At 53.1% G+C, this 26,122-nt stretch carries 21 protein-coding genes; 9 read left to right on the top strand and 12 right to left on the bottom strand.

The window, feature by feature from the left end:
• The first annotated feature begins 146 nt into the window (after positions 1 to 146).
• The 5 genes from treR to nrdG all read left to right on the top strand — a co-directional run bounded on the left by treR (position 147) and on the right by nrdG (position 7,494).
• A complete protein-coding gene (gene treR / locus FTE26_RS14200) occupies positions 147 to 1,094 on the top strand; it encodes a trehalose operon repressor TreR (RefSeq protein WP_001181338.1) in 948 nt (315 codons plus the stop codon).
• A 118-nt stretch (positions 1,095 to 1,212) separates the two neighbouring features.
• A complete protein-coding gene (gene treB / locus FTE26_RS14195; protein ID WP_001348239.1) occupies positions 1,213 to 2,634 on the top strand; it encodes a PTS trehalose transporter subunit IIBC in 1,422 nt (473 codons plus the stop codon).
• A gap of 49 nt (positions 2,635 to 2,683) precedes the next feature.
• Entirely contained in the window at positions 2,684 to 4,339 is a 1,656-nt protein-coding gene (treC, locus tag FTE26_RS14190; RefSeq protein WP_001348238.1) for an alpha,alpha-phosphotrehalase, read from the top strand.
• 393 nt (positions 4,340 to 4,732) lie between these two features.
• A complete protein-coding gene (gene nrdD, locus FTE26_RS14185; protein WP_000187776.1) occupies positions 4,733 to 6,871 on the top strand; it encodes an anaerobic ribonucleoside-triphosphate reductase in 2,139 nt (712 codons plus the stop codon).
• A 158-nt stretch (positions 6,872 to 7,029) separates the two neighbouring features.
• Positions 7,030 to 7,494, top strand: coding sequence for an anaerobic ribonucleoside-triphosphate reductase-activating protein (nrdG, locus tag FTE26_RS14180; RefSeq protein WP_001106233.1), 465 nt, complete (start codon positions 7,030 to 7,032; stop codon positions 7,492 to 7,494).
• Between the two features lie 44 nt (positions 7,495 to 7,538).
• Here the strand turns inward: nrdG and cybC are convergent, their stop codons facing one another.
• Both cybC and pmbA read right to left on the bottom strand, forming a co-directional pair.
• Positions 7,539 to 7,925: a cytochrome b562 gene (gene cybC, locus FTE26_RS14175; protein ID WP_001232246.1), complete on the bottom strand. Its 387-nt coding sequence runs from the start codon at positions 7,923 to 7,925 to the stop codon at positions 7,539 to 7,541.
• A gap of 54 nt (positions 7,926 to 7,979) precedes the next feature.
• Positions 7,980 to 9,332 (bottom strand): metalloprotease PmbA, encoded by a 1,353-nt coding sequence (gene pmbA, locus FTE26_RS14170; RefSeq protein ID WP_001162171.1) that lies wholly within the window; start codon positions 9,330 to 9,332, stop codon positions 7,980 to 7,982.
• Positions 9,333 to 9,425: 93 nt separating this feature from the next.
• Here pmbA and yjgA point away from each other — a divergent pair, with 93 nt between their 5' ends.
• On the top strand, positions 9,426 to 9,977 hold the full coding sequence (gene yjgA, locus FTE26_RS14165) for a ribosome biogenesis factor YjgA (RefSeq protein WP_000166270.1): 552 nt from the start codon (positions 9,426 to 9,428) through the stop codon (positions 9,975 to 9,977).
• Positions 9,978 to 10,132: 155 nt separating this feature from the next.
• On the opposite strand, the gene mpl is transcribed toward yjgA, so the two are convergent.
• A complete protein-coding gene (gene mpl / locus FTE26_RS14160; RefSeq protein WP_001219792.1) occupies positions 10,133 to 11,506 on the bottom strand; it encodes a UDP-N-acetylmuramate:L-alanyl-gamma-D-glutamyl-meso-diaminopimelate ligase in 1,374 nt (457 codons plus the stop codon).
• Positions 11,507 to 11,681: 175 nt separating this feature from the next.
• On the opposite strand from mpl, the gene fbp reads away from it, so the two are divergent.
• Positions 11,682 to 12,680 carry a class 1 fructose-bisphosphatase gene (gene fbp / locus FTE26_RS14155; protein ID WP_000853753.1) on the top strand — a complete coding sequence of 333 codons (999 nt, stop codon included), beginning with the start codon at positions 11,682 to 11,684 and terminating at the stop codon, positions 12,678 to 12,680.
• Between the two features lie 32 nt (positions 12,681 to 12,712).
• Here fbp and yjfF read toward each other — a convergent pair whose 3' ends face one another.
• The 4 genes from yjfF to ytfQ form a co-directional block, all read right to left on the bottom strand.
• Positions 12,713 to 13,708, bottom strand: a complete 996-nt coding sequence (gene yjfF / locus FTE26_RS14150) for a galactofuranose ABC transporter, permease protein YjfF (RefSeq protein ID WP_000595986.1) — start codon at positions 13,706 to 13,708, stop codon at positions 12,713 to 12,715.
• Positions 13,695 to 14,717 carry a galactofuranose ABC transporter, ATP-binding protein YtfT gene (gene ytfT, locus FTE26_RS14145; RefSeq protein ID WP_024198507.1) on the bottom strand — a complete coding sequence of 341 codons (1,023 nt, stop codon included), beginning with the start codon at positions 14,715 to 14,717 and terminating at the stop codon, positions 13,695 to 13,697. The genes yjfF and ytfT overlap by 14 nt, the downstream gene beginning before the upstream one ends.
• A 13-nt stretch (positions 14,718 to 14,730) precedes the next feature.
• Complete coding sequence (ytfR, locus tag FTE26_RS14140; RefSeq protein ID WP_000205791.1) at positions 14,731 to 16,233, bottom strand: galactofuranose ABC transporter, ATP-binding protein YtfR; 1,503 nt, start codon at positions 16,231 to 16,233, stop codon at positions 14,731 to 14,733.
• Between the two features lie 309 nt (positions 16,234 to 16,542).
• Entirely contained in the window at positions 16,543 to 17,499 is a 957-nt protein-coding gene (ytfQ, locus tag FTE26_RS14135) for a galactofuranose ABC transporter substrate-binding protein YtfQ (protein WP_000265933.1), read from the bottom strand.
• A 309-nt stretch (positions 17,500 to 17,808) separates the two neighbouring features.
• Between ytfQ and ppa the strand changes: the two genes are divergently transcribed.
• Entirely contained in the window at positions 17,809 to 18,339 is a 531-nt protein-coding gene (gene ppa, locus FTE26_RS14130) for an inorganic diphosphatase (RefSeq protein WP_000055072.1), read from the top strand.
• Between the two features lie 79 nt (positions 18,340 to 18,418).
• Here ppa and chpB read toward each other — a convergent pair whose 3' ends face one another.
• The 5 genes from chpB to tamA form a co-directional block, all read right to left on the bottom strand.
• Positions 18,419 to 18,769, bottom strand: a complete 351-nt coding sequence (gene chpB / locus FTE26_RS14125; RefSeq protein ID WP_000239579.1) for an endoribonuclease toxin ChpB — start codon at positions 18,767 to 18,769, stop codon at positions 18,419 to 18,421.
• Positions 18,763 to 19,014: a type II toxin-antitoxin system antitoxin ChpS gene (gene chpS, locus FTE26_RS14120; protein ID WP_001223208.1), complete on the bottom strand. Its 252-nt coding sequence runs from the start codon at positions 19,012 to 19,014 to the stop codon at positions 18,763 to 18,765. The genes chpB and chpS overlap by 7 nt, the downstream gene beginning before the upstream one ends.
• A 212-nt stretch (positions 19,015 to 19,226) precedes the next feature.
• Positions 19,227 to 19,568, bottom strand: a complete 342-nt coding sequence (locus FTE26_RS14115) for a gamma-glutamylcyclotransferase family protein (RefSeq protein ID WP_001219160.1) — start codon at positions 19,566 to 19,568, stop codon at positions 19,227 to 19,229.
• A 2-nt stretch (positions 19,569 to 19,570) separates the two neighbouring features.
• The gene (gene tamB / locus FTE26_RS14110) at positions 19,571 to 23,350 is read right to left on the bottom strand and encodes an autotransporter assembly complex protein TamB (RefSeq protein ID WP_000060921.1); all 3,780 of its coding nucleotides are present in this window, start codon (positions 23,348 to 23,350) and stop codon (positions 19,571 to 19,573) included.
• Positions 23,347 to 25,080, bottom strand: coding sequence for an autotransporter assembly complex protein TamA (tamA, locus tag FTE26_RS14105; protein ID WP_001269331.1), 1,734 nt, complete (start codon positions 25,078 to 25,080; stop codon positions 23,347 to 23,349). The genes tamB and tamA overlap by 4 nt, the downstream gene beginning before the upstream one ends.
• Positions 25,081 to 25,285: 205 nt before the next feature.
• On the opposite strand from tamA, the gene msrA reads away from it, so the two are divergent.
• Positions 25,286 to 25,924 (top strand): peptide-methionine (S)-S-oxide reductase MsrA, encoded by a 639-nt coding sequence (msrA, locus tag FTE26_RS14100; RefSeq protein WP_001295196.1) that lies wholly within the window; start codon positions 25,286 to 25,288, stop codon positions 25,922 to 25,924.
• The last annotated feature ends 198 nt before the right edge of the window (positions 25,925 to 26,122 follow it).

Below are 26,122 nucleotides of genomic sequence, written 5' to 3'. Positions count from 1 at the left end.
AGGAGAATCCAATAATATTCGTAGCATCTATGGCGATATAATACCTGCTGGCAACTAAACCAACGATAAACCAGACTTTACCCATTGCTGAATGCACGGGTAAAGTTAGGCTCAAATAATTAAACAACACGTTACAGGACAACAGGATGCAAAATCGGCTGACCATCAAAGACATCGCACGCTTAAGCGGCGTGGGGAAATCTACAGTTTCCCGGGTGCTGAATAACGAAAGCGGCGTGAGCCAGCGCACCCGCGAGCGTGTTGAAGCAGTGATGAATCAGCATGGATTTTCCCCTTCCCGCTCTGCGCGCGCTATGCGTGGGCAAAGCGATAAAGTGGTCGCCATCATTGTTACCCGTCTGGATTCGTTGTCAGAAAATCTCGCCGTTCAAACCATGCTGCCAGCGTTCTATGAACAAGGTTACGACCCAATCATGATGGAAAGTCAGTTTTCCCCACAATTAGTTGCCGAACATTTGGGGGTGCTGAAACGGCGTAATATCGACGGCGTAGTGCTGTTCGGTTTTACTGGCATAACAGAAGAAATGTTAGCCCACTGGCAGTCATCGCTGGTTCTGCTGGCGCGTGACGCAAAAGGCTTTGCTTCGGTCTGTTATGACGACGAAGGGGCAATCAAGATCCTGATGCAACGGCTGTATGGCCAGGGACATCGTAATATCAGTTATCTCGGCGTGCCGCATAGTGACGTGACAACCGGTAAGCGACGTCACGAAGCCTACCTGGCGTTCTGCAAAGCGCATAAACTGCATCCCGTTGCCGCTCTGCCAGGGCTTGCTATGAAGCAAGGCTATGAGAACGTGGCAAAAGTGATTACGCCTGAAACTACTGCGTTACTGTGCGCAACCGACACGCTGGCACTTGGCGCAAGTAAATACCTGCAAGAGCAACGCATCGACACCTTGCAACTGGCGAGCGTCGGTAATACACCGTTAATGAAATTCCTCCATCCGGAGATCGTCACCGTAGATCCCGGTTACGCCGAAGCTGGACGCCAGGCGGCCTGCCAATTGATCGCACAGGTAACCGGGCGCAGCGAACCGCAACAAATCATCATCCCCGCCACCCTGTCCTGATCGTTTCCTGAACGATAAATTGTGATCTTCGCTGCGTTTCGGGAACGTTCCCGTTTTTAAATTTTTCCGCGCAATATATTCTGCAGCCAACCAAAAATGTCATCTGCCATGGGGCTTTATGATGAGCAAAATAAACCAAACGGATATCGATCGGTTGATTGAACTGGTCGGCGGGCGCGGCAATATTGCGACGGTGAGCCACTGTATTACTCGCCTGCGCTTTGTCCTCAACCAACCGGCCAATGCCAGACCGAAAGAAATTGAGCAACTCCCCATGGTGAAAGGCTGTTTCACCAATGCCGGGCAATTTCAGGTGGTGATTGGCACCAATGTGGGTGATTACTATCAAGCACTGATTGCGTCAACCGGACAGGCGCAGGTTGATAAAGAGCAGGTAAAAAAAGCTGCCCGGCAGAATATGAAATGGCATGAGCAGTTGATCTCTCATTTCGCGGAGATCTTCTTCCCGTTGCTGCCCGCGTTGATTAGCGGCGGTTTGATCCTCGGTTTTCGCAATGTGATCGGCGATTTGCCCATGAGCAACGGTCAAACGCTGGCGCAAATGTACCCTTCCCTGCAAACGATCTACGATTTTCTGTGGTTGATCGGTGAAGCGATCTTCTTCTACCTGCCGGTCGGGATTTGCTGGTCAGCGGTGAAAAAAATGGGCGGCACGCCGATCCTCGGTATCGTGCTTGGCGTGACACTGGTTTCTCCACAGCTGATGAACGCTTATCTGCTCGGGCAGCAGCTGCCGGAAGTGTGGGACTTTGGCATGTTCAGCATCGCCAAAGTAGGCTATCAGGCGCAGGTGATCCCGGCACTGTTAGCCGGACTGGCGCTGGGCGTTATTGAAACTCGCCTTAAACGCATCGTGCCGGATTACCTCTATCTGGTGGTGGTACCCGTCTGTTCGCTGATCCTCACGGTGTTCCTCGCCCATGCGCTGATTGGTCCGTTTGGTCGCATGATTGGCGATGGCGTTGCCTTTGCGGTACGTCACCTGATGACCGGCAGCTTTGCTCCGATTGGTGCGGCATTGTTTGGCTTCCTGTACGCGCCGCTGGTGATCACCGGCGTACACCAGACCACCCTTGCTATTGATTTGCAGATGATTCAAAGCATGGGTGGCACGCCAGTGTGGCCGCTGATTGCGCTGTCGAATATCGCTCAGGGCTCCGCCGTGATAGGCATTATCATTTCCAGCCGCAAGCACAATGAACGCGAGATCTCCGTGCCTGCCGCTATCTCCGCCTGGCTTGGGGTCACTGAGCCTGCAATGTACGGCATCAACCTGAAATATCACTTCCCGATGCTGTGCGCGATGATTGGTTCTGGTCTGGCAGGATTGCTATGCGGCCTGAACGGCGTTATGGCGAATGGCATCGGCGTAGGCGGCCTGCCGGGAATTCTCTCGATTCAACCGAGCTACTGGCAGGTATTTGCGCTGGCAATGGCTATCGCCATCATCATCCCGATTGTACTCACCTCGTTTATCTATCAGCGGAAATACCGCCTGGGCACGCTGGACATTGTTTAATTTTCTTCGGGGCGCAATTGCGCCCTCTCGCATTTGCAGGAATAACGTAATGACTAATCTTCCCCACTGGTGGCAAAACGGCGTTATCTACCAGATTTATCCAAAGAGTTTTCAGGACACCACGGGTAGCGGCACCGGCGATTTACGTGGCGTTATCCAACGCCTGGACTATCTGCATAAACTGGGCGTTGATGCCATCTGGCTAACCCCCTTTTATGTCTCTCCCCAGGTCGATAACGGTTACGATGTAGCGAACTATACGGCGATTGATCCCACCTACGGCACGCTGGACGATTTTGACGAACTGGTGACGCAGGCAAAATCGCGCGGGATTCGTATCATTCTCGATATGGTGTTTAACCATACCTCTACCCAACATGCCTGGTTTCGCGAGGCGCTGAACAAAGAAAGCCCTTACCGCCAGTTTTATATCTGGCGCGATGGCGAACCAGAAACGCCACCGAACAACTGGCGTTCAAAATTTGGCGGTAGTGCGTGGCGCTGGCATGCGGAAAGCGAACAGTACTATTTGCATCTCTTTGCACCAGAACAGGCGGATCTCAACTGGGAGAATCCAGCGGTACGCGCAGAGCTGAAAAAAGTCTGTGAATTCTGGGCCGATCGTGGGGTCGACGGGTTGCGCCTGGATGTGGTGAATCTGATCTCCAAAGACCCGCGTTTCCCTGAAGACCTGGATGGCGACGGGCGTCGCTTCTACACCGACGGGCCACGAGCACACGAGTTTTTGCACGAGATGAACCGCGATGTGTTTACGCCACGCGGGTTAATGACCGTAGGTGAAATGTCCTCCACCAGCCTTGAGCATTGCCAGCGATACGCGGCACTGACAGGCAGTGAATTGTCGATGACCTTTAATTTTCATCACCTGAAGGTCGATTATCCCGGTGGTGAAAAATGGACGCTGGCTAAACCTGACTTTGTGGCGTTGAAAACCTTGTTCCGCCACTGGCAACAAGGAATGCACAACGTAGCATGGAATGCCTTGTTCTGGTGTAACCACGATCAGCCGCGCATTGTTTCTCGCTTTGGTGATGAAGGTGAATACCGCGTGCCTGCGGCAAAAATGCTGGCGATGGTGCTGCATGGCATGCAGGGAACGCCGTATATCTACCAGGGCGAAGAGATTGGCATGACCAACCCGCATTTCACGCGCATTACTGACTATCGCGACGTGGAGAGCCTCAATATGTTTGCCGAGCTGCGCAACGATGGGCGTGATGCCGACGAGTTATTGGCAATCCTCGCCAGTAAATCCCGTGACAACAGTCGCACGCCCATGCAATGGAGCAACGGCGATAATGCCGGGTTTACGGCTGGCGAACCGTGGATTGGCCTGGGCGATAACTATCAACAAATCAACGTAGAAGCCGCGCTGACCGATGAGTCCTCGGTGTTTTACACCTACCAAAAGTTAATCGCACTGCGTAAGCAAGAAGCCGTTCTGACATGGGGCAATTACCAGGATCTGCTGCCAAACAGCCCTGTATTGTGGTGCTATCGCCGTGAATGGAAGGGGCAAACCTTGCTGGTCATTGCCAACCTTAGCCGTGGGATCCAACCCTGGCAGCCAGGGCAAATGCGCGGCAACTGGCAGCTTGTGATGCATAACTACGAAGAAGCCTCACCACAACCCTGTGCCATGAATTTACGGCCTTTTGAGGCTGTCTGGTGGTTACAGAAGTAAATCTTCCCTAAGCCCCGGTAATGCCGGTCATTCCGGGGTTTTGTCTGTCAGCATGTTGTTTTTGTTGATTTTTCAACCAGCAAATTCATTAAAAAATTTACATAACGCTGTAGCGCCCGTCATCCGTACGCTCTGCTTTTTACTTTGAGCTACATCAAAAAAAGTTCAAACATCCTTGATGCAAAGCACTATATATAGACTTTAAAATGCGTCCCAACCCAATATGTTGTATTAATCGACTATAATTGCTACTACAGCTCCCCACGAAAAAGGTGCGGCGTTGTGGATAAGCGGATGGCGATTGCGGAAAGCACCGGAAAACGAAACGAAAAAACCGGAAAACGCCTTTCCCAATTTCTGTGGATAACCTGTTCTTAAAAATATGGAGCGATCATGACACCGCATGTGATGAAACGAGACGGCTGCAAAGTGCCGTTTAAATCAGAGCGCATCAAAGAAGCGATTCTGCGTGCAGCTAAAGCAGCGGAAGTCGATGATGCCGATTATTGCGCCACTGTTGCTGCGGTTGTCAGCGAGCAGATGCAGGGCCGCAACCAGGTGGATATCAACGAGATCCAGACCGCAGTTGAAAACCAGCTGATGTCGGGTCCATACAAACAACTGGCTCGTGCTTACATCGAGTACCGTCACGATCGCGACATTGAACGTGAAAAACGCGGTCGCCTGAACCAGGAGATCCGTGGTCTGGTCGAGCAGACCAACGCCTCGTTACTCAACGAAAACGCCAACAAAGACAGCAAGGTGATTCCAACCCAGCGCGACCTGCTGGCCGGGATCGTGGCTAAACACTATGCACGCCAGCACCTGCTGCCGCGTGACGTGGTGCAGGCACATGAGCGTGGCGATATTCACTATCACGATCTCGATTACTCGCCGTTCTTCCCGATGTTCAACTGCATGTTGATTGACCTGAAAGGCATGCTGACCCAGGGCTTTAAAATGGGGAACGCCGAGATTGAACCGCCGAAGTCGATCTCTACGGCAACCGCTGTAACTGCGCAGATTATTGCTCAGGTCGCCAGCCATATTTATGGCGGCACCACCATTAACCGTATCGATGAAGTGCTGGCACCGTTTGTCACCGCCAGCTACAACAAACATCGCAAGACCGCAGAAGAGTGGAACATCCCGGACGCCGAAGGCTACGCTAACTCTCGTACCATTAAAGAGTGCTACGATGCCTTCCAGTCGCTGGAGTACGAAGTAAACACCCTGCACACCGCCAACGGTCAGACGCCGTTTGTAACCTTTGGTTTTGGTCTGGGCACCAGCTGGGAATCGCGCCTGATTCAGGAATCTATCCTGCGTAACCGTATCGCAGGCCTCGGTAAAAACCGTAAAACTGCGGTGTTCCCGAAACTGGTGTTTGCGATTCGCGATGGTCTGAACCATAAAAAAGGCGATCCGAACTACGACATCAAACAGCTGGCGCTGGAGTGCGCAAGCAAGCGCATGTATCCGGATATCCTGAACTACGATCAGGTAGTGAAAGTCACCGGTTCGTTTAAAACCCCGATGGGCTGCCGCAGCTTCCTCGGCGTGTGGGAAAATGAAAACGGCGAGCAGATCCACGATGGTCGTAACAACCTCGGCGTGATCAGCCTGAACCTGCCGCGTATTGCTCTGGAAGCAAAAGGCGATGAAGCCACCTTCTGGAAGCTGCTGGATGAACGTCTGGTGCTGGCACGTAAGGCGCTGATGACCCGTATCGCTCGTCTCGAAGGCGTGAAAGCGCGCGTGGCCCCGATCCTCTATATGGAAGGTGCTTGTGGCGTGCGTCTCAATGCTGACGATGATGTTTCTGAAATCTTCAAAAACGGTCGTGCGTCTATTTCGCTGGGTTACATCGGCATCCACGAAACCATTAACGCGCTGTTCGGCGGCGAGCATGTTTACGACAACGAGCAGCTTCGCGCGAAAGGTATCGCCATTGTTGAACGTCTGCGTCAGGCAGTGGATAAGTGGAAAGAAGAAACGGGTTATGGTTTCAGTCTCTACAGCACGCCGAGTGAAAACCTGTGCGACCGCTTCTGCCGTCTCGATACTGCTGAGTTTGGCGTGGTGCCGGGCGTGACCGATAAAGGTTACTACACCAACAGTTTCCACCTCGATGTGGAGAAGAAGGTGAACCCGTACGACAAGATCGACTTTGAAGCGCCTTACCCGCCGCTGGCGAACGGTGGTTTCATTTGCTACGGCGAGTATCCAAACATTCAGCACAACCTGAAGGCGCTGGAAGATGTCTGGGATTACAGCTATCAGCATGTACCGTATTACGGCACCAATACACCGATTGATGAGTGCTACGAGTGTGGCTTTACCGGTGAGTTCGAGTGCACCAGCAAAGGCTTCACTTGCCCGAAATGTGGTAACCATGACGCCTCCCGTGTGTCGGTGACTCGCCGCGTGTGCGGATATTTAGGTAGCCCGGATGCACGTCCATTTAACGCCGGTAAGCAGGAAGAAGTTAAGCGCCGCGTTAAACATTTGGGGAATGGGCAGATAGGTTAATCTTCACTCTACGTTAAGCAAATGCCGGATGCGGCGTAAACGCCTTATCCGGCCTACATGGCAACAACGATTGTAGGCCTGATAAGACGCGACAGCGTCGCATCAGGCGTTGATTACCGGATGCATCCTATACGCGGACTGATAAGCCAGGCGAAACAATGAATTATCATCAGTACTATCCTGTCGACATCGTCAACGGCCCCGGCACTCGCTGCACCCTGTTTGTCTCCGGGTGTGTTCATGAATGCCCCGGTTGCTATAACAAAAGCACCTGGCGGGTAAATTCCGGTCAGCCATTTACCAAAGCAATGGAAGACCAGATCATTAACGATCTGAATGACACTCGCATCAAACGCCAGGGTATTTCCCTCTCCGGCGGCGATCCGCTGCATCCGCAAAACGTGCCGGATATTCTGAAACTGGTACAACGCATCCGCGCCGAGTGTCCGGGTAAAGACATCTGGGTGTGGACAGGCTATAAACTCGACGAACTCAACGCTGCGCAAATGCAGGTTGTTGATTTGATTAACGTGCTGGTCGACGGCAAATTTGTGCAGGATTTAAAAGACCCTTCCCTGATCTGGCGCGGCAGCAGCAATCAGGTGGTGCATCATTTGCGATGATAAGTTCCCTGTTACCTGAGTGCAGGCAACAGGGAAATGAGGAATTAACGATACTTCTGGTGATAGGCGTTGCGGGTCGTTTTCAGTTGCTCTGCGGCAGCCTGCGCTTCTTTTACTTTACCTTCATTAGCCAGCTTCAGCGCGTCGTCAATCTGGCCAACCAGAATGTCGAAACCGTGGCGGAAGTCTTTCATTTCCGGGCTGTCTGGCGATTTTCCTTCCAGCTTCGGCGGCGTTGCTTTTTGCGCATCCAGCGCTGCGGCGCGCATCTTCGTTAACGCGTCTTTGACTTGCGCCGCGTTATCGGCTTTTTCGACCACTTTTAAATTGTCGTTGAGGGTTTCCATATTGTCTTCAAGATCAGCGGCAAACGACGCCGAACTGAATACCAACGAGGAGACTGCAAGAATAGCTAACAGGCTTTTACGCATTGCTCACTTCCTTTTTTATTATGAAGATTTGGCGCGGCAGGTCGCGCCATTTTTTTACTGCCCGGCGATTTTCATCTCCGGCAACAGCACAGAACCACACTGTATATTACTGCGTGTTTCAATATCGTTACCGACGGTGACAATATTGCGCCACATATCTTTTAAATTACCTGCGATGGTGATTTCGCTAACCGGATACTGAATTTCGCCGTTTTCTACCCAGAAGCCCGCCGCACCACGGGAATAATCACCGGTAATTGCACTCACGCCCTGGCCCATCAGCTCCGTCACCACCAGCCCGGTGCCCATCTCTTTGAGCATTTGTTCGAAGCTTAGCCCTTGTCCGGCAATCCGCCAGTTGTGAATACCGCCCGCATGTCCGGTGCTTTTCAGCCCCAGTTTTCGCGCCGAATAGCTGGTCAGCAGCCACTGAGTCAGGATGCCATCTTTAATAATATCGCGACGCTCGGTGCGCACACCTTCGCTGTCGAATGGCGTCGACGCCAGCCCTTTCAGCAGATGCGGATGCTCTTCAATGGTCAGCCAGTCCGGCAGAATTTGTTTACCCAGCGAATCCAGCAGAAAGGTAGATTTACGGTAAACCGAGCCACCCGCTATCGCCCCCACCAGATGGCCAAAAAGCCCGGTTGCCACTTCATTGGCAAAAATGACCGGCGCTTTCATGGTGGAGAGTTTACGCGGTGACAGGCGCGATAAAGTACGGCGAGCACAGTCGGCCCCAACCCACTCTGGCGTTTGCAGATCGCTCATCGCACGACCAATGGTGTAGGCGTAATCACGCTCCATATCGCCATTTTCTTCGGCAATTACACAGCTGGAGAGCGAATGACGCGTTGAGCAGTAACCCTGCAACATGCCGTGGCTGTTGCCAAAAACTTTGACACCGTAGTGGCTGTTAAAGCTGCCACCTTCGGTATTGGTGATGCGTTTGTCCGCCTGCAATGCCGCCTGTTCTGCGCGGGCCGCCAGTTCAATGGCTTCATCCGGGGAAACTTCCGCAGGGTGGAACAAGTCGAGATCTGGTGCGTCAAAGGCCAGCAGCTCTTTGTCTGCCACGCCGGCACAGGGATCTGGCGAGGTATAACGGGCAATATCCAGCGCCGCCTGTACAGTACGGGCAATGGCCTGCGGGCTTAAATCGGTGGATGATGCGCTACCTTTGCGGTTCTGGTGATAAACAGTGATCCCCAGCGCGCCATCGCTATTGAATTCAACATTCTCCACTTCACCATAACGCGTGCTTACGCTAATGCCGGTGGTCTTGCTGACGGCAACTTCCGCACCGTCCGATTTGCCTGAGGCCAACTCCAGCGCAGTGGAAACTGCTTCTTCCAGAATCTTGCGCTGCGCTTCAACTTGAGAGATTACTTTCATTGCAAGTGCCATAATGTAGAGAGTTTCTCTGAAGTCTAACAGAGAACCGTTTTTCAGTGCGCATCTTAACTGGTAACATTAGCCTCTTTTTTTAAGGAGCCTGAGATGACTAAGCAGCCCGAAGACTGGCTCGACGACGTTCCCGGTGATGACATCGAAGACGAAGACGATGAAATTATCTGGGTCAGTAAAAGTGAAATTAAACGTGATGCCGAGGAGCTAAAACGCCTTGGCGCGGAAATTGTTGATCTGGGGAAAAACGCGCTGGATAAGATCCCGTTAGATGCGGATCTGCGCGCGGCTATTGAGCTCGCCCAGCGTATTAAGATGGAAGGTCGCCGCCGCCAGTTGCAGCTCATCGGTAAGATGCTGCGCCAGCGCGATGTAGAACCGATCCGTCAGGCGCTGGATAAGCTGAAAAACCGTCACAACCAGCAGGTGGTGCTGTTCCATAAACTGGAAAACCTGCGCGATCGTCTGATCGATCAAGGTGATGACGCCATCGCTGAGGTATTAAATCTGTGGCCCGATGCCGATCGTCAGCAGCTGCGTACTCTGATCCGCAACGCGAAGAAAGAGAAAGAAGGGAATAAGCCGCCGAAATCCGCACGCCAGATTTTCCAGTATCTGCGCGAACTGGCGGAGAATGAAGGGTAATTTTCGTTGTTGATGTGAGTATGGTTTGCCGGATGCGGTGCACCTGTAGGCCTGATAAGACGCATCAAGCGTCGCATCAGGCACTATGCTCAAATGCCGGATGCGGCGTGAACGCCTTATCCGGCCTACGCACACTATATCAGGCTGAGGCCGAATTACTGCGCAGCTTCCGCCTTCTTCGCCAGACCATCCAGCAGTTTCTGATGGATCCCACCAAAACCGCCGTTGCTCATCACCAGAATATGGTCGCCAGGCTGAGCGGTTTTCACCACCATATCTGCCAGCGTATCCACATCGCCACTCCAGTGTGCAGGCTGAACGCAGGCTTCTGCCACTTCTGCCACCTGCCACGGAATATGCGCCGGTTGCAGCAGGAAGACTTCATCGGCACGACCTAATGAAGGTGCCAGATCGTCTTTGCAGATCCCCATTTTCATGGTATTCGAGCGCGGTTCCAGCACAGCAATAATGCGCGCCGTACCACCAACTTTGCCACGCAGCGCCGCCAGCGTTGCCAGAATCGCCGTCGGGTGATGGGCAAAATCGTCATATACCGTGACGCCATTCGCTTCACCACGCAACTCCAGACGGCGACGAGCATTAATAAACGAACCCAGCGCGTTAGCGGCATCTGCCGGCGCTACACCAACATGGCGAGCCGCTGCAATCGCCATCAGGCCATTGTGCATATTATGTTCGCCTACCAGCGACCATTTCACTTCGCCCACTTTTTCGCCATCCAGCAAAACTTCCCATTCGGAAGCATCGGTGGTCAGCTTTTTCGCCTGCCAGTGACCCTGCTCACCCACCAGCTCCTGCTCGCTCCAGCAGCCCATCGCCATGGTCTGTTTCAGGTTGATGTCATTTTCCGGCCAGATAATACGGCCCTGCCCCGGAACGATACGCACCAGATGGTGGAACTGTTTCTGGATCGCTTTCAGGTCGTCAAAGATATCGGCGTGATCGAACTCAAGGTTGTTGAGGATCAGCGTACGCGGGCAGTAATGGACAAATTTAGAGCGTTTGTCGAAGAAGGCGCAGTCGTACTCATCCGCTTCGATAACAAAGAAGTCGCTTTCGCCCAGACGCGCCGAAACCTCAAAGTTCCCCGGCACACCGCCGATCACAAATCCCGGTTTGTAACCGCACTGTTCCAGAATCCAGGTCGCCATTCCCGCGGTGGTAGTTTTGCCGTGTGTACCGGCAACGGCCAGCACCCAGCGGTCGCGCAGCACAAAATCGTGCAGCCACTGTGGACCTGACATATAAGGGATGTTTTTTTCCAGTACCGCTTCCACACACGGATTTCCACGGGTCATGGCGTTGCCAATAATCACCAGATCCGGCTGCGGATCGAGCTGGCTGGCATCGTAACCCTGAATCAGCTCAATGCCTTGCTTCTCAAGTAAGGTGCTCATCGGCGGATACACATTGGCGTCCGAACCCGTTACTTCATGGCCTAACTGGCGCGCCAGCATCGCCAGACCGCCCATAAATGTGCCACAAATTCCTAAAATATGAATGCGCATACGTCACTATCCTTTTTTAATCTGCCGCTCATTTTACGCATATGTCGGGCAAGTGAGAAACGCATTTCAGGATAATCCGCAATTTGCTGGCGCGATTCACCTGAGCGCAACATTGAGATTATTTGTTAAGATTGTTGCGGTCGCTTTACTCCATAAACATTGCAGGGAAAGTTTTATGAAAACGTTAGGTGAATTTATTGTCGAAAAGCAGCACGAGTTTTCTCATGCTACCGGTGAGCTCACTGCTTTGCTGTCGGCAATAAAACTGGGCGCCAAGATTATCCATCGCGATATCAACAAAGCAGGACTGGTTGATATCCTGGGTGCCAGCGGTGCTGAGAACGTGCAGGGCGAGGTTCAGCAGAAACTCGACTTGTTCGCTAATGAAAAACTGAAAGCCGCACTGAAAGCACGCGATATCGTTGCGGGCATTGCCTCTGAAGAAGAAGATGAGATTGTTGTCTTTGAAGGCTGTGAACATGCAAAATACGTGGTGCTGATGGACCCACTGGATGGCTCGTCCAACATCGATGTTAACGTCTCTGTCGGTACCATTTTCTCCATCTACCGCCGAGTTACGCCCGTCGGCACGCCGGTAACGGAAGAAGATTTCCTCCAGCCTGGTAACAAACAAGTTGCGGCAGGTTACGTGGTATACGGCTCCTCTACCATGCTGGTTTACACCACCGGATGCGGTGTTCACGCCTTTACTTACGATCCTTCGCTGGGCGTTTTCTGTCTGTGCCAGGAACGGATGCGCTTCCCGGAGAAAGGCAAAACCTACTCCATCAACGAAGGAAACTACATTAAGTTTCCGAACGGGGTGAAGAAGTACATTAAATTCTGCCAGGAAGAAGATAAATCCACCAACCGCCCGTATACCTCACGTTATATCGGTTCACTGGTCGCGGATTTCCACCGTAACCTGCTGAAAGGCGGTATTTATCTCTACCCAAGCACCGCCAGCCACCCGGACGGCAAACTGCGTTTGCTGTATGAGTGCAACCCGATGGCATTCCTGGCGGAACAAGCGGGCGGTAAAGCGAGCGATGGCAAAGAGCGTATTCTGGATATCATCCCGGAAACCCTGCACCAGCGCCGTTCATTCTTTGTCGGCAACGACCATATGGTTGAAGATGTCGAACGCTTTATCCGTGAGTTCCCGGACGCGTAATCTCCTGCGCCTCTCCACACGGAGAGGCGTTTTTATCGCTGCGCAATGTTGACTCTTGTCACTGGCGAACTCTGACGATTCTCCCACAGCACCGTTAACCCACGCTGTAATGCTATAAAAATAAACAACAAAATACCGATGGCGATTTTCGTCCACCAGGAACTCAGCGTGCCGTCAAAGTTGATGTAAGTCTGGATCAGTCCCTGAATTGCCACGCCAAAAAGCGTCCCAAGCACCGTCCCGACGCCACCACTTAACAACGTACCGCCAATCACCACCGACGCGATGGCGTCCAGTTCCACACCTACGCCCGCCAGTGCATATCCGGCCTGGGTATAAATCGAGAAGACAATCCCCGCCAGTGTTGCCAGTCCGGTGGAGAGCATATAAATGCGAATAGTGGTGCTGCGAGTAGAAATCCCCATCAGGTTCGCCGACGTCGCGTTGCCGCCAATAGCGTACACCTGATTGCCAAAACGGGTACGATGCGCAAGGAAAATACCGATAACCACCACCGCCAGCATCAACAGCCCCATCGCACTAAGGCGACCGCCGCCGGGGATTTTCCACGCAAGGCTTGAGAGCGTGTCATAAATGGGATGGTTTATCGGAATCGACTCTTCCGAAACGAGATAGCTGACGCCGCGCAAAAAGAACATCCCCGCAAGCGTAATGATAAATGCCGGGATCTTCAGGGCGTCGATCAGAAGCCCCATAAATGCGCCGAAGGCACAGCCCATCACCAGCACTAGCGGAAACGCCAGCAGCGGCGAGAGGCCGAAATCGCCAACCACTTTTGCCAGAAACACGCCAGTAAAGGCGATCACCGAACCGACGGAGAGATCGATACCGCCAGAGAGGATCACAAAGGTCATGCCAACGGCGATTATCCCAAGAAAGGCGTTATCTGTCAGGATATTGCAGATCACTCTTGTGGAAGCAAAACCGGGAAACTGCGTCAGGCAGTAGAAATAGCCCAGCACAAAGACGCCGATGGTGATCATCAGTGGCAAATTACGTTTTATCATGGCTACGTACTCCTTTAATCAGACTGATAAAGCGTTGCGACTGAACAATCAGCACACAAAGCACCACCACCGCTTTTACGACCTGGTTCATCTCCGGCGGAAAGCCAGAAAGTAAAATTCCGGTGTTCATCCCCTGAATAATCAGCGCCCCCACGACTGAGAGCAGCAGGTTAAAGCGCCCGCCCATCAGCGATCCGCCGCCAATCACCACCGCAAGAATGGCGTCCAGCTCCAGCCATAACCCGGCGTTATTGGCATCGGCACCGCGAATATCCGCCGCCACGATAATGCCCGCAATCGCCGCACACAGCCCGCTCAACACGTAGGTGAGCATGACGATGATCCGCGTGTTTACCCCGGCATTTTTTGCCGCCCGAATGTTGATACCAACGGCTTCGATAAACATCCCCAGCGCCGTTTTGCGGGTCAACAGCCAGAACAGGAGAAGCGTCATCACCGCGATAATGACCGGCGTTGGCAGGAACAACAGCGATCCGCTGCCAAACCATGAGAGATCCGGCGAGTTAAACGTGACGATCTGCCCGGCGGTGATCAGTTGCGCCACGCCGCGCCCGGCGACCATCAGGATCAGGGTGGCGACAAACGGCTGAATTTTGAGGATCGCTACCAGTATGCCGTTCCACAATCCCGCCAGGATGCCGGTGCCCAGGGCGCTTAACAAAACAATCGGCAGGCTGAATCCCGCGACCGTCATCGCAGCCGTTGTGGCTCCGGCGATAGCCATCACCGCCCCTACGGAGAGATCAATCCCACCGGTGGCGATCACCAGCGTCATACCAATCGCCAGTAACGCAACGGGAGCTGCACGGTTAAGAATGTCGATAGGGCTACCGAACAAACGCCCATCCTGAAGCACCACCTGCCAGAAATGCGGGGCTACCAGGCTATCGACCAGCAGCACCAGCAATAGCGCCGCCAGCTGCGGCATTCCCGTTGGCCAGCGAAAGCGCCTTTTCGGCGGCGTAGTGTCCGGGAGAGATTGAGGCATCACACTGTTCTCCTTACGCCGCAATGGCGTTCATGATCGCCGGAACGGAAAGCTCTGCCAGCGGGATCTCCGCCACCTGTTTGCGATCGCGCATGATAATCACCCGATCGGCATAGCCCACCAGCTCTTCCAGTTCGGAGGAGATCACCAACAGCGCCAGACCGTCAGCACACAGCGTTTCAATCAGGCGGATGATCTCGGCGTGGGCACCAACATCAATGCCGCGGGTTGGCTCGTCGAGGATCAGAAATTGCGGTCGGGTCAGTAGCCAACGTGAAAGCAACACTTTTTGCTGATTGCCGCCAGAGAGAAATTCAATCGGTTGTTCAGTTGAAGGTGTGCGAATGCCAAGCTGGCGGATAAAGCGTTCGGCAATCTCTTGCTGCTCTTTGCGGGAAATGGGTCGTAGCCAGCCGCGCTGGGCCTGGAGAGCGAGGATGATATTTTCCCGTACCGAGGCGGCGGCGATGATGCCATCGGTTTTCCTGTCTTCCGGGCAGAAGCCGATGCCCAGTACCGAAGCCTGATGTGGCGATCGCAGGTTTTGCGGTTTGCCTTTGATCAACGCCGTGCCGCTGTCAGCAGGTTTGATACCGAAGATCACTTCGGCGGTTTCGGTACGTCCGGATCCCAGCAAGCCTGCCAGGCCGACGATCTCGCCGGGGCGTACTTCGAGATCAAACGGTGCGATCGTTCCTTTTTTGCCGTAATTTTTGAACGCGGCAACGGGTTTGTCGCTCAACAATGTTCGCCCGGCACGCTGTAGCGCGTGGGTATCCAGCTCGCGCCCCAGCATCATTTTTACCAGTTCGATCTGCGGTAGCTCGCGCGTTTCCCGACAGCCTACGAAACTGCCGTTGCGTAAGACGGTGATCCGATCGCTGACCTGATAGACCTGATCGAGAAAGTGAGTGACAAAGATCAGGCTGACGCCGCGATCGCGCAACTGACGCATCAGGCCAAACAGTAACTCTACTTCCTGGGTGTCGAGGCTGGCGGTGGGTTCATCGAGGATCAGCACTTTGGCGGAGAGATCGATAGCCCGGCAAATGGCGACGATTTGCTGCATCGCCACCGAAAAACGGTTAAGCGGTTCACGCACGTCGAGGGAGAAACCGTAAGATGTCATCAGTTCGGTGGCACGCTTTTCCATCTCTTTGCGGCGTAGAAAGCCGAAACGTTTGGGTTCGCGACCTATGAATAGATTATCAGCGACCGACATATTGGGTAGCAGGTTGACTTCCTGATAAACGGTTCCGATGCCGAGTTGTTGTGCATGGGCGGTATTTTTCGGTGAGATAGCCTGGCCTTCCAGCCAGATGGTGCCGCGATCGGCGTGGTATACACCGGTTAATGCTTTGATTAGCGTCGATTTTCCCGCCCCGTTTTCACCGAGCAGCGCCATGATTTCGCCACGGCGCAGGCTGAAATCAACGTTGTCTAACGCTTTGACGCCGGGGAAAAATTTACTTAATCCTTCGGTGCGGAGGATTTCCTGGTGTTGGTCGGTCGTCATGGTTTCCCCCTTAGCCACGCTCTAAAAGTCTGGGAATAGATCGTGCCTGATGTTAAGAGCTGCGCCGTTTGTCCCCCTCACCCTAACCCTCTCCCCGAAGGGGCGAGGGGACAGATTGTGCACGGTGTTAAGTCCGGTGTTGCACCACTGCCGGATGCGGCGTGAACGCCTTATCCGGCCTACACAGAGCACCGAACTCGTAGGCATGATAAGACGCGGTAAGCGTCGCATCAGGCTTCAGCGCACCACCGCCGGATGCGGCGCGAGCGCCTTATCCGGCCTACGAATCGGCATCAGGCATTGATACCCTCAATACCCCATATTTTTCTTCTTCTCTAACTCTTCTTTTGCGGTATCAGGCAGATAAAGGGTGGATTTGGTCAGCGTTAGCTTTTCAGGCATGGTGCCGTCTTTTTTGTATTTCTCCAGCGCGTCGAAGGCGGGACCTGCCATATTCGGCGTCAGTTCAACACTGGCGTTCGCTTCGCCATCAATCATCGCTTTGTAGATATCCGGTACGCCATCAATGGAACCCGTGAGGATATCTTTACCCGGCTTCAGGCCCGCTTCTTTAATTGCCTGAATTGCACCAATCACCATGTCATCGTTATGGGCGTAAACCATGCAGATGTTTTTGCCGTTGTTTTCCGCTTTGATAAAGCTCTCCATGACTTCTTTGCCTTTACTGCGGGTGAAGTCACCTGACTGCGAGCGGATAATTTTGATATTTGGCGCATTCTTAATGGCTTCGGCAAAGCCTTTCTTACGGTCAATGGCGACGCTGGCCCCAACGGTGCCCTGCAGCTCCACCACGTTGCATGGTTTGCCATTCACTTCTTTTACCAGCCAGTCACCAATCAACTTGCCTTCGAGGATGTTGTCGGCGGTGACAGTGGTCATATAGAGAGATTTGTCTTTCACATCGATGGAACGGTCAAGCAAGAAGACCGGGATTTCGGCATCTTTCGCCTCTTTTAATACCGGCTCCCAACCCGTCGCTACCACTGGAGCGATAAAGATCGCATCCACCCCTTGTGCAACGAAGGAACGTACCGCTTTAATCTGGTTTTCCTGCTTTTGTTGACCATCGGCAATTTTCAACGTAATTCCGCGTTTTTCGGCCTCACTTTTCGCCACATTGGTTTCTGCGGCACGCCAGCCGGATTCCGATCCGACCTGCGAAAATCCTACGGTTAATGGAGCGGCCAACGCCATAGACGACATGGCTGCCGAGACTGCAGAGACTACAAGTAAGCGTTTCCACATAGGGTTGTCCTCGTCGGGGTAATTATTATTGGTGAAAAGATGTTCGCGGAAAAACTATAGACAATTCGTTATGTAACGGATTGCGTTACATCACACTTCATAAAAGTAAATAAAACGTTAATCACAAGTTTGTAATCGCTTTCATCTCACTATGAAAAATGCGGCTACGGTTATGGATTTTCCTGCTCTGTATACCGTCTTAAAACTGGCGAAAAAGGAAAATGAAGACGAAAACAAGCGAAGACATTCGGCGCGAGTTGGCTATAATACTCGGCACTTGTTTGCCACATATTTTTAAAGGAAACAGACATGAGCTTACTCAACGTCCCTGCGGGTAAAGATCTGCCGGAAGACATCTACGTTGTTATTGAGATCCCGGCTAACGCAGATCCGATCAAATACGAAATCGACAAAGAGAGCGGCGCACTGTTCGTTGACCGCTTCATGTCCACCGCGATGTTCTATCCGTGCAACTACGGCTATATCAACCACACTCTGTCTCTGGACGGTGACCCGGTTGACGTACTGGTCCCGACTCCGTACCCGCTGCAGCCGGGTTCTGTGATCCGTTGCCGTCCGGTTGGCGTTCTGAAAATGACCGACGAAGCCGGTGAAGATGCGAAACTGATTGCTGTTCCGCACACCAAGCTGAGCAAAGAATACGATCACATTAAAGACGTTAACGATCTGCCAGAGCTGCTGAAAGCGCAGATCGCTCACTTCTTCGAGCACTACAAAGACCTCGAAAAAGGCAAGTGGGTGAAAGTTGAAGGTTGGGAAAACGCAGAAGCCGCTAAAGCTGAAATCGTTGCCTCCTTCGAGCGCGCAAAGAATAAATAAGTTCTTCTGGCGCAATAACCCTGAACACCGGGCTTCGGTTAGTAAGGGTTTTTTTATGCCCGCGATAAATAAACACACCTTATTCCACCACCGCCTGCAAGCGTAATAACGCCTCTTCCACCACCTCATCCGCAGCCAGACCAATACGCTTTGCCAGCCGGGCGCGTAGATCCATCATCCGCACCTGATTCACCAGCACCACGCCGTGCACATCGCCTTCTTCGCAATGTAAAGGAACGCTAAATCCGGCATAACGGGCAAAATTTCCGCCCTGCGTAATGGGGGCCACCAGCGTCATTCCCAGTTGATTAAAGGCTTGAACGGAGAGCACAAGCGCAGGTCGACCAGCACCTTGCTGTTCATGGCCGCTTGCTGGATCAAAGCCAACCAGCACAATGTCTCCCCGTTCAAATTCACTTTTCTTTACCATATTTCGTCACCCGCAGGGGTGGATTTACCCCAGACATCCTGCTCGCTAAGTTCCGCGGCGTTCATGTCACACTGTGCCAGCAGTTCATCAAGCGAGTAGCGCCTGGAGATGGGTGTCAGAATCAGTTGGTTGTTGCTCACCTGCGCTTCCACGCTCTGCCCCGGCTGTAAGTTAAGTTCTTTCATTACGATATTGGGAATGACCATACCTGCACTGTTCCCCCATCTTTTTATGGTAATACGCATCTGCACCTCCTTAAGTTATACAAAGTATAACTCACGGTGCTACAGGAAACGTTTTACCCCTGCACATTTGTGAACGCCAGCAGAGTTTTTTATGCGATTGCAGATATGGAAAGCGGCTCGGAGAGAAAAGCAAAAGATGGAAAAGTTACAAAAAAAAATCGCGAGATACATCGCATAAAACAACGCCACCCGAAGGTGGCGTGCTTTTATTATTACTTATCCCTGTCTAACCAGTCGCCGCTTTCAATTAGCTTTAATCCATCGACGGGTCGTTGATAAACGTACATCCATGCACTCCCGTACGGCGTCTGAATCAACTGGCGCGCGTATTCACCGCCCCTGGTGCGCAAGGCATCAAGTTCGGCCAGCGTGGCGTTGTCAATACGATAAACTTCACCGTGTACTGTTCCGTTCCCCGGAACTGCGCCTGGATAGTGGCCCAGGCTATACAACTGGTAGTTATCGATACTGAAATCGCCCAGTAACTGGGCATTGGTCATCCAGTGACTGTTGCCTTGTTTGTGGCGTAAACTGCCGTAGACAAATATTCGCATTGCTAAAACTCGAACTGATAGAGCAAATCCAGTGCCTGGTCTACACCAGACACGGCTTCCAGATATAGCTTAGGCATCAGGCGATAACGTAACGTGAGTGTTGCTATAGAGTCAAATATACCCACGCCGTATTTCACTTGCAGACCTGGCAATACATAGCCGCTGACCACTACCTGGGAGGAGTCGCCTACTCCCTGGGTGTCGAGCGCTAAATTGCTTACGCCAAACGTCTCGCCGATTTTACCCACAATCTGGCCACTTTGCGCAACCCCCAGGCCAATCAGCATTGAGGTCATCGCCGCACTGTCGCTCTGATCGCTCTCCAGCCCTTGTCCACGTAGCAAATAAGACAATGCAGCTTGTTGCGACATAGCCGGGTCAGAGAAGATCTCCGCTTTCGGTTCGTCCGCCAGACCAGTGACGCGAACTCCGGCGATTACGTCGTCTTCTGTAGCATCCGGGTTACGAATAGCTTCAATATTAAGATACGGTTGATCTGGCGGACCAGAGAACAGTAGCTCACCCTTACGCACAATCAGATCCTGACCATAGGCATGGAAGCGCCCTTCAGGGATGTTGATCTGCCCGTTCAGGCCCAGCCCTTGTTTGTCCTGAACGACGTTAAGATCGCCCGTCAGCCGCGCTTTCAGGCCAAAGGCGTCAATGCGCACATTGTTGCCAACGTGGACAATCAGGTTACTGTTAATCGGAATCGACGCCGTTTTCGGCTCTTCCGGTTGCAGGTTATCGTTAAGCATCACCACATCGCTGGAGACGCCTACTGCGCTTTCCGGCAGATCGTGCACCACGATGCGCGCCCACGGGACATCCACGCGACCATCGAGGGTAAACAGGTTTGGTGTAGCCTCGAATACAACATCTGGCGATACATCCATTCGTACCATCGGCGGCACGGTGATCCGCACTTTACTGCCTTTCGCCGTTACTCGTGCCCGCCAGTTTTCAATTTGGCTCCAGTCGGCATCACCGTTCAGGTAGATTTCACCCTGCTGGGTCCGTACTGTACCGGCAAGCGTCGAGCGCATACCGTTAAAGTTGACCGCAAGCTGGCTCGGCTGCATATCAAACGGCATAAAGTTGCCGTCGATATCCACACCCGTAACCTGAAGCTGACCAAACAACTGCGGGCTTTGCACATCACCACCCAGACGCAAGTTGGCACTCACCATCCCCGCTGCTTTTTCCCCACGGGTAAAGATGGGGTTTATCATCGCAAGGTTGAAGTTACGGATATTGACGTTGCCACCAAGATTACGGCGGCCTTGCGGATCGGTCACCTGCACCTGTCCATCAAACTGGCCGTTATTGGTCAGGCGGATGGTCCAGCCCAATTCGGCACGGTTGTTACGCAATTCCGCCGTCAGATTCAGTGTCTGAAACGCCACCGGCAGCGCCGCATCGTTGACGGTTTGCGTTACCTGCACGTTACGCCCCGAAAGGGTGATACTGCCCTGCGGCAGCCCCTCTTTCGTGGTGTCCCAGGCAACATCCGCTTTACCCGTGAAGATACCGCTGGCCTGAGTGGTTTCTGGCATAAACGGTTTCAGCATGGCGAGGTCGAAGCGGTTGAGATTCACCACCGCACGCCCTTCGGCCCCCGCATCGATAGTTTGCGGCACGCACAGTTCCGCATTCGGGTTAAGCCAGCAGTGTGGCCCGATGCTGATTTTTTGCTCCTTATTGCGGTAATCCAGCGCAATATCGCGGGTCAGCGACCACGGGCCGACCGGCGTCTGGAAGCGGGTATTGCTAAGAGTTCCCTTCCAGCGTTCTTCTTTGCGATCAAAACTTCCTGCCAGATTAAGCTGCCCGGAGACAGGCTCGCCCTGAATCCGCAACTGTAGCTCGTGCTGCTTTTCGCTGCCTTTGGCATTCAGGGTGACGAGGTTGATATTTACATCCGGCTGCGAAATTTGCTCAACGCGTACGTCGAGTTTCCCGGCGATCTGATCGGTGGATTTAATGTCGCCTTCCACGCGAACCTGCGCCACGGAAAGTTCCTGCCAGCGCAGGCCGCGCGCGGTGATATCTGCCAGTAGTTGTGGCGCTTCCACCGTGCCGCGTACTTTCACCAGCCCTTTCGCTGTACCGCCAAGCCCCGGCAGCGCGTTATCCAGCCCCGGCGCGTTGATGGTGGCATCAAGATTGAGATCTTTTACCCCCAGCTCGCCTTTCACTTCGGCACTGTTTGGCCCGAGTTCCAGATGAAGCCCAGGGATCATCCACTGCATATAACTGTTGCCTTTCAGCGTGCCGTCAACGTTCACTTTGTTCTGTTTGACGTTACCGGTCAGCTTCAGTTCTGGCACCTCCATCTGCCAGGTGCCGCCGTACAGGCTACCGCGGGTTTTAATCAAGCCATTGAGTTTCGACGGCCACTCCGGGAACTCTTTGGCGGTGTTAATGCCATTAAGCGTTAGCTCACCGCGCCAACTAATGGCCTGCTGCCAGTCGAGCAACGCCTTGAGTTCAGTTTTCCCTTCCAGCGCCGCGACGGTGAGTTTGTCGAGATTGACCTGCTGTTCATTACCTTTGGCATCAAGGGTAATGGTGGCTGGCGGGATCTCCTGTCCCTTCACTGCCGTACGCATAGAGAGCGTGTAATCGGTCATTTTGCCGGTAAGTTTCAGTTTCAGATCATCCGCCTGATACTGCTTCTCACCAGTGAACGGCCAGTAAAGCTGTTTGCTGTTCACTTCCACGTTGAGCGGCAATCCGGCTTCCGCCAGTCGCGTCTGGGCGCGTAAATCCATATCCACCGGACCGGAAAGATTAACGCCAATCTCCAGCTGTTCGCGCAGCGCGCCACCCACTTTTAGCTTCACTTTTTCACCTTTCAACGGCTCCACGTTCAGTGTGCTGTTGAGGGTGATATCCACCGGCCAGTTGTCTGACAGCTGCGCCGTGCCGCTGGCGTTGACGATCCCCTGGTTGGAATCGATATCCAGGGCGTCCAGTTTAGTATTGCCGTCAATGCTGCTCACTTTCAGCAGCATGGTGCGCACGGTGATGTCCGTGTCGCCCGTCACACGTAACTGCTCGCCTTTAAACTCTTCAATGTTCAGGTTAAGCGGCAAATGCAAGTCGGTCATTTCCGGCAATACCGGGCGAGAAAAGAGATCTTTCAGCGTTTCGCCGAGCGGCTTTTCCTCCGGCTGCGGATTTTCAATTTTCGGTTCGACCACTTCTTCCTGCGCCACTTCCGCCACTTTCGGCAGAGCAATCAGCAGGCCTTTCAGCGACGTCGGTTTCAGGGTCAGGGTTTTCTCCTGCCAGTTCAGGCCGGAGGTGAAGTCCATCACCGACACCGTGGTGTCATCAATCTTGATGTTGACGTTGTCCAGCGCCACCCGTGTCAGGGTGATGGGATACGGCGTGGAGAGATCCAGCGGACCGCTATCTTCCTCTTCTTCAACCTGTTCAGAAGGAGGCATTTTTTTACTGTCGATGTTGACCTGAATGTCTTTCAGCGCCAGGTCATTAATACAAACGCTACTGTTCCACAGGCACTCAAGACCGACCGCCAGATGCAGATTACCCGCTTTTACCGCCACGCCTGGCTGCTCATAACGAACGTCAGACAAGGTGAGATCGCGCCAGCCGCCGGTGACCTTGCCAATATCCAGTCCTGGCACCCAGCGATCCGCCGCTTTAAATACCAGATGCAGGCCGCTGGTGGTGCCCACCAGAAACGCCACCGATCCCAGCAACAGTAAGATAACGATAACCACGCCGAGGCTGATTTTTTTCCATAAACTCATAATTCTGGCCCCAGACCGATGTAAAACTGTAACCCGTGCTCGTCTTTATCCGCGACCGGTACGGCAAAATCGAGTTTGATTGGCCCGACCGGCGATTCCCAGCGTACGCCGACCCCGGTACCGGTTTTAAAGTCGCTGCGGCGAATATCGCTTACCGCTTCGCCACTATCGACAAACACCGCGCCCCACCATTTTCCGGTCACGTTGTACTGGTATTCCAGCGATCCGGTTATCAGCTTCGAGGCCCCTTTCAGGTCACCGTTGGCGTATTTCGGGGCGATAGATTTGTATTTGTAGCCGCGAATACTGCGATCGCCCCCGGCGAAGAAACGCAGATCCGGCGGTACTTTGTCGAAATCACCCGTTTCAATCCAGCCCAGCGTGCTGCGTGTCACAAAACGATGGCGATCGTACAGTGTGCGGATCCAGACGTTCTGCGCCTGGAAAACGGAGAAATCGACATCTGAGCCCCAGGCCGTGTTGGAGTAGTCGATAGAGTAGCGTTGCGAGTCGCCCCAGGTTGGCATCAGGCCACCACGAGAACGCGTGCGGCTAATCATCACCCCAGGATAAAACAGCATCGTGGTGTTGGTAATTTCACCCTGGGTAAAGTGGTCGAGGCTCCAGCGCAGGTTAATGGCACGCTGCCAGCCGCTGGAGAGATCCCAGTAGCGAGAAGCCACCAGCGTAGTGGAGTCAGATTCGGTATCGTTCAGGTCAGTGCGCTTAAAACCGCCCTGCACCAAATAATATTGTTCCAGTGGATTCTTCAGCAGCGGCATTTTATAGCTGAAGTCGAGGGTCTGTTCCGGCGCGGAAATACTGGTACTGGTGGTCAGACTGTGACCATAAGAGTTCATCCACGGCTTTTTCCACGTCGCTTTCACGCGCGGTCCCACGTCCGTAGAGTAACCGACCCCGGTTTCGATGGTGTTTTCAGTTCGCGGCGAAACCACGCCCGTCAAGGGTAATACTTTCGTTTCGCGCGCTTTATCAAATTGTGGAGCCACCACCACCGAGTTAAACCAGCCGGTAGCAGAAAGTCGGCGGTTCAGTTCCGCCAGATCTTTCGATTCGTACTCATCGCCCTCTTTAAACGGCACCAGATTTTGCAGGTATTCATCGCGGATTTGTGATCCTTCAAAGGTCACATGCCCAAAGCGGTAACGTTCGCCACTGTTATAATCAATATCCCAGAAGGCTTTATGCAGGCCGAGCGCAATGCCCAGCTGCGCTTTGGTAAATTCGCTATCGAAATAACCTTTACGCAACGCAATGCTGGTTAAGGACTTTTTGAAATTTTCATAATCGCCCTGGTTCAGCACCGTGCCAATAGCCGGGCGAGTATCGAGCAATTTCAAATAGTCTTTATCGGTCCGCGCGCCGCCGCGCAATACCACATCGGTGCCGCCAATTAACACCGGCACACCTGGCGTGACTTTGGCGATCAATACCTGCCGCCCTTTCTTTGGCGGTGGACGGAGATCAAATTCAATGGTCGGCTGGTAATAACCCAGCGCTTTCAGACCTTCACGGATGGCATCATCGACGCGTGCGCGAAAGCGACGGTCTGGCGTCACTTCATCACTTTCAATCGTAGAAAGCTGCGCACGAACGTTCTTTTCCAGCTGTCCCGATAACCCCTCGACCTGTAGACGGACGTTCGCGGCGACGGCAGATCCGCTTAAGCAGAGTAAGCTTACACAGCATAACTGTCGGATATAGCGCACATTTTCTCCTGAATATCCTTTTTTCCTGCCCCTGGAACGCCGTTAAACGGCTTAACAAAAATCCAGTAATATGGATTAAAAAGCAGACTAAACCCCAAATATTTCTTATGTTTTACTTTAGACCTATTCACGGTGGTTATTGTGTGCAAATACGCCTCTTGTTACAACCTTAACCCCAATGACCGATTTTCGGGAGAGCGACACCATGAGTTTATTTGATAAAAAGCATCTGGTTTCCCCCGCCGATGCCCTGCCTGGACGTAACACCCCGATGCCCGTAGCCACGCTGCATGCGGTCAACGGTCACTCAATGACCAATGTACCTGATGGAATGGAGATTGCCATTTTTGCGATGGGTTGTTTCTGGGGTGTGGAGCGTCTGTTCTGGCAGTTACCCGGCGTTTACAGCACCGCCGCAGGCTATACCGGAGGCTATACGCCAAATCCGACTTATCGGGAAGTGTGCTCCGGTGATACGGGTCATGCCGAAGCGGTACGCATTGTTTACGATCCTTCCGTCATCAGCTATGAGCAGTTGCTACAGGTATTTTGGGAGAATCACGATCCCGCCCAGGGAATGCGTCAGGGCAATGACCACGGCACGCAGTATCGTTCAGCGATTTATCCGCTGACCCCAGAACAGGATGCCGCAGCTCGCGCCAGTCTGGAACGTTTTCAGGCGGCGATGCTTGCCGCCGATGATGATCGTCACATCACCACGGAAATCGCTAACGCCACACCGTTTTATTATGCCGAAGATGACCACCAGCAATATCTGCATAAAAACCCGTATGGTTACTGTGGAATTGGCGGAATTGGCGTCTGTCTGCCACCGGAAGCATAGCGTTACGGGTACAAATGTAGATTGTTGATAAAGTGCGCTTTATTTATGCCAGATGCGGCGTAAACGCCTTACCAGGCCTACAAAATCGTCCAAATTCAATATATTGCAAGGACTGCGTAGATACTGTTATGGCCTGCAAGTTTTTTCCTGGTCCGGTTTCCCGGATTGCAGGCATGCCAGACACAGCGCCGTCAGGCG

It is taken from the genome of Escherichia sp. S10b (genome assembly GCF_028421345.1).
GTDB lineage: Bacteria > Pseudomonadota > Gammaproteobacteria > Enterobacterales > Enterobacteriaceae > ECMA0423.
Note: the sequence above shows the minus strand (reverse complement) of the source record. Positions and strands in the feature narration are given on the sequence as shown.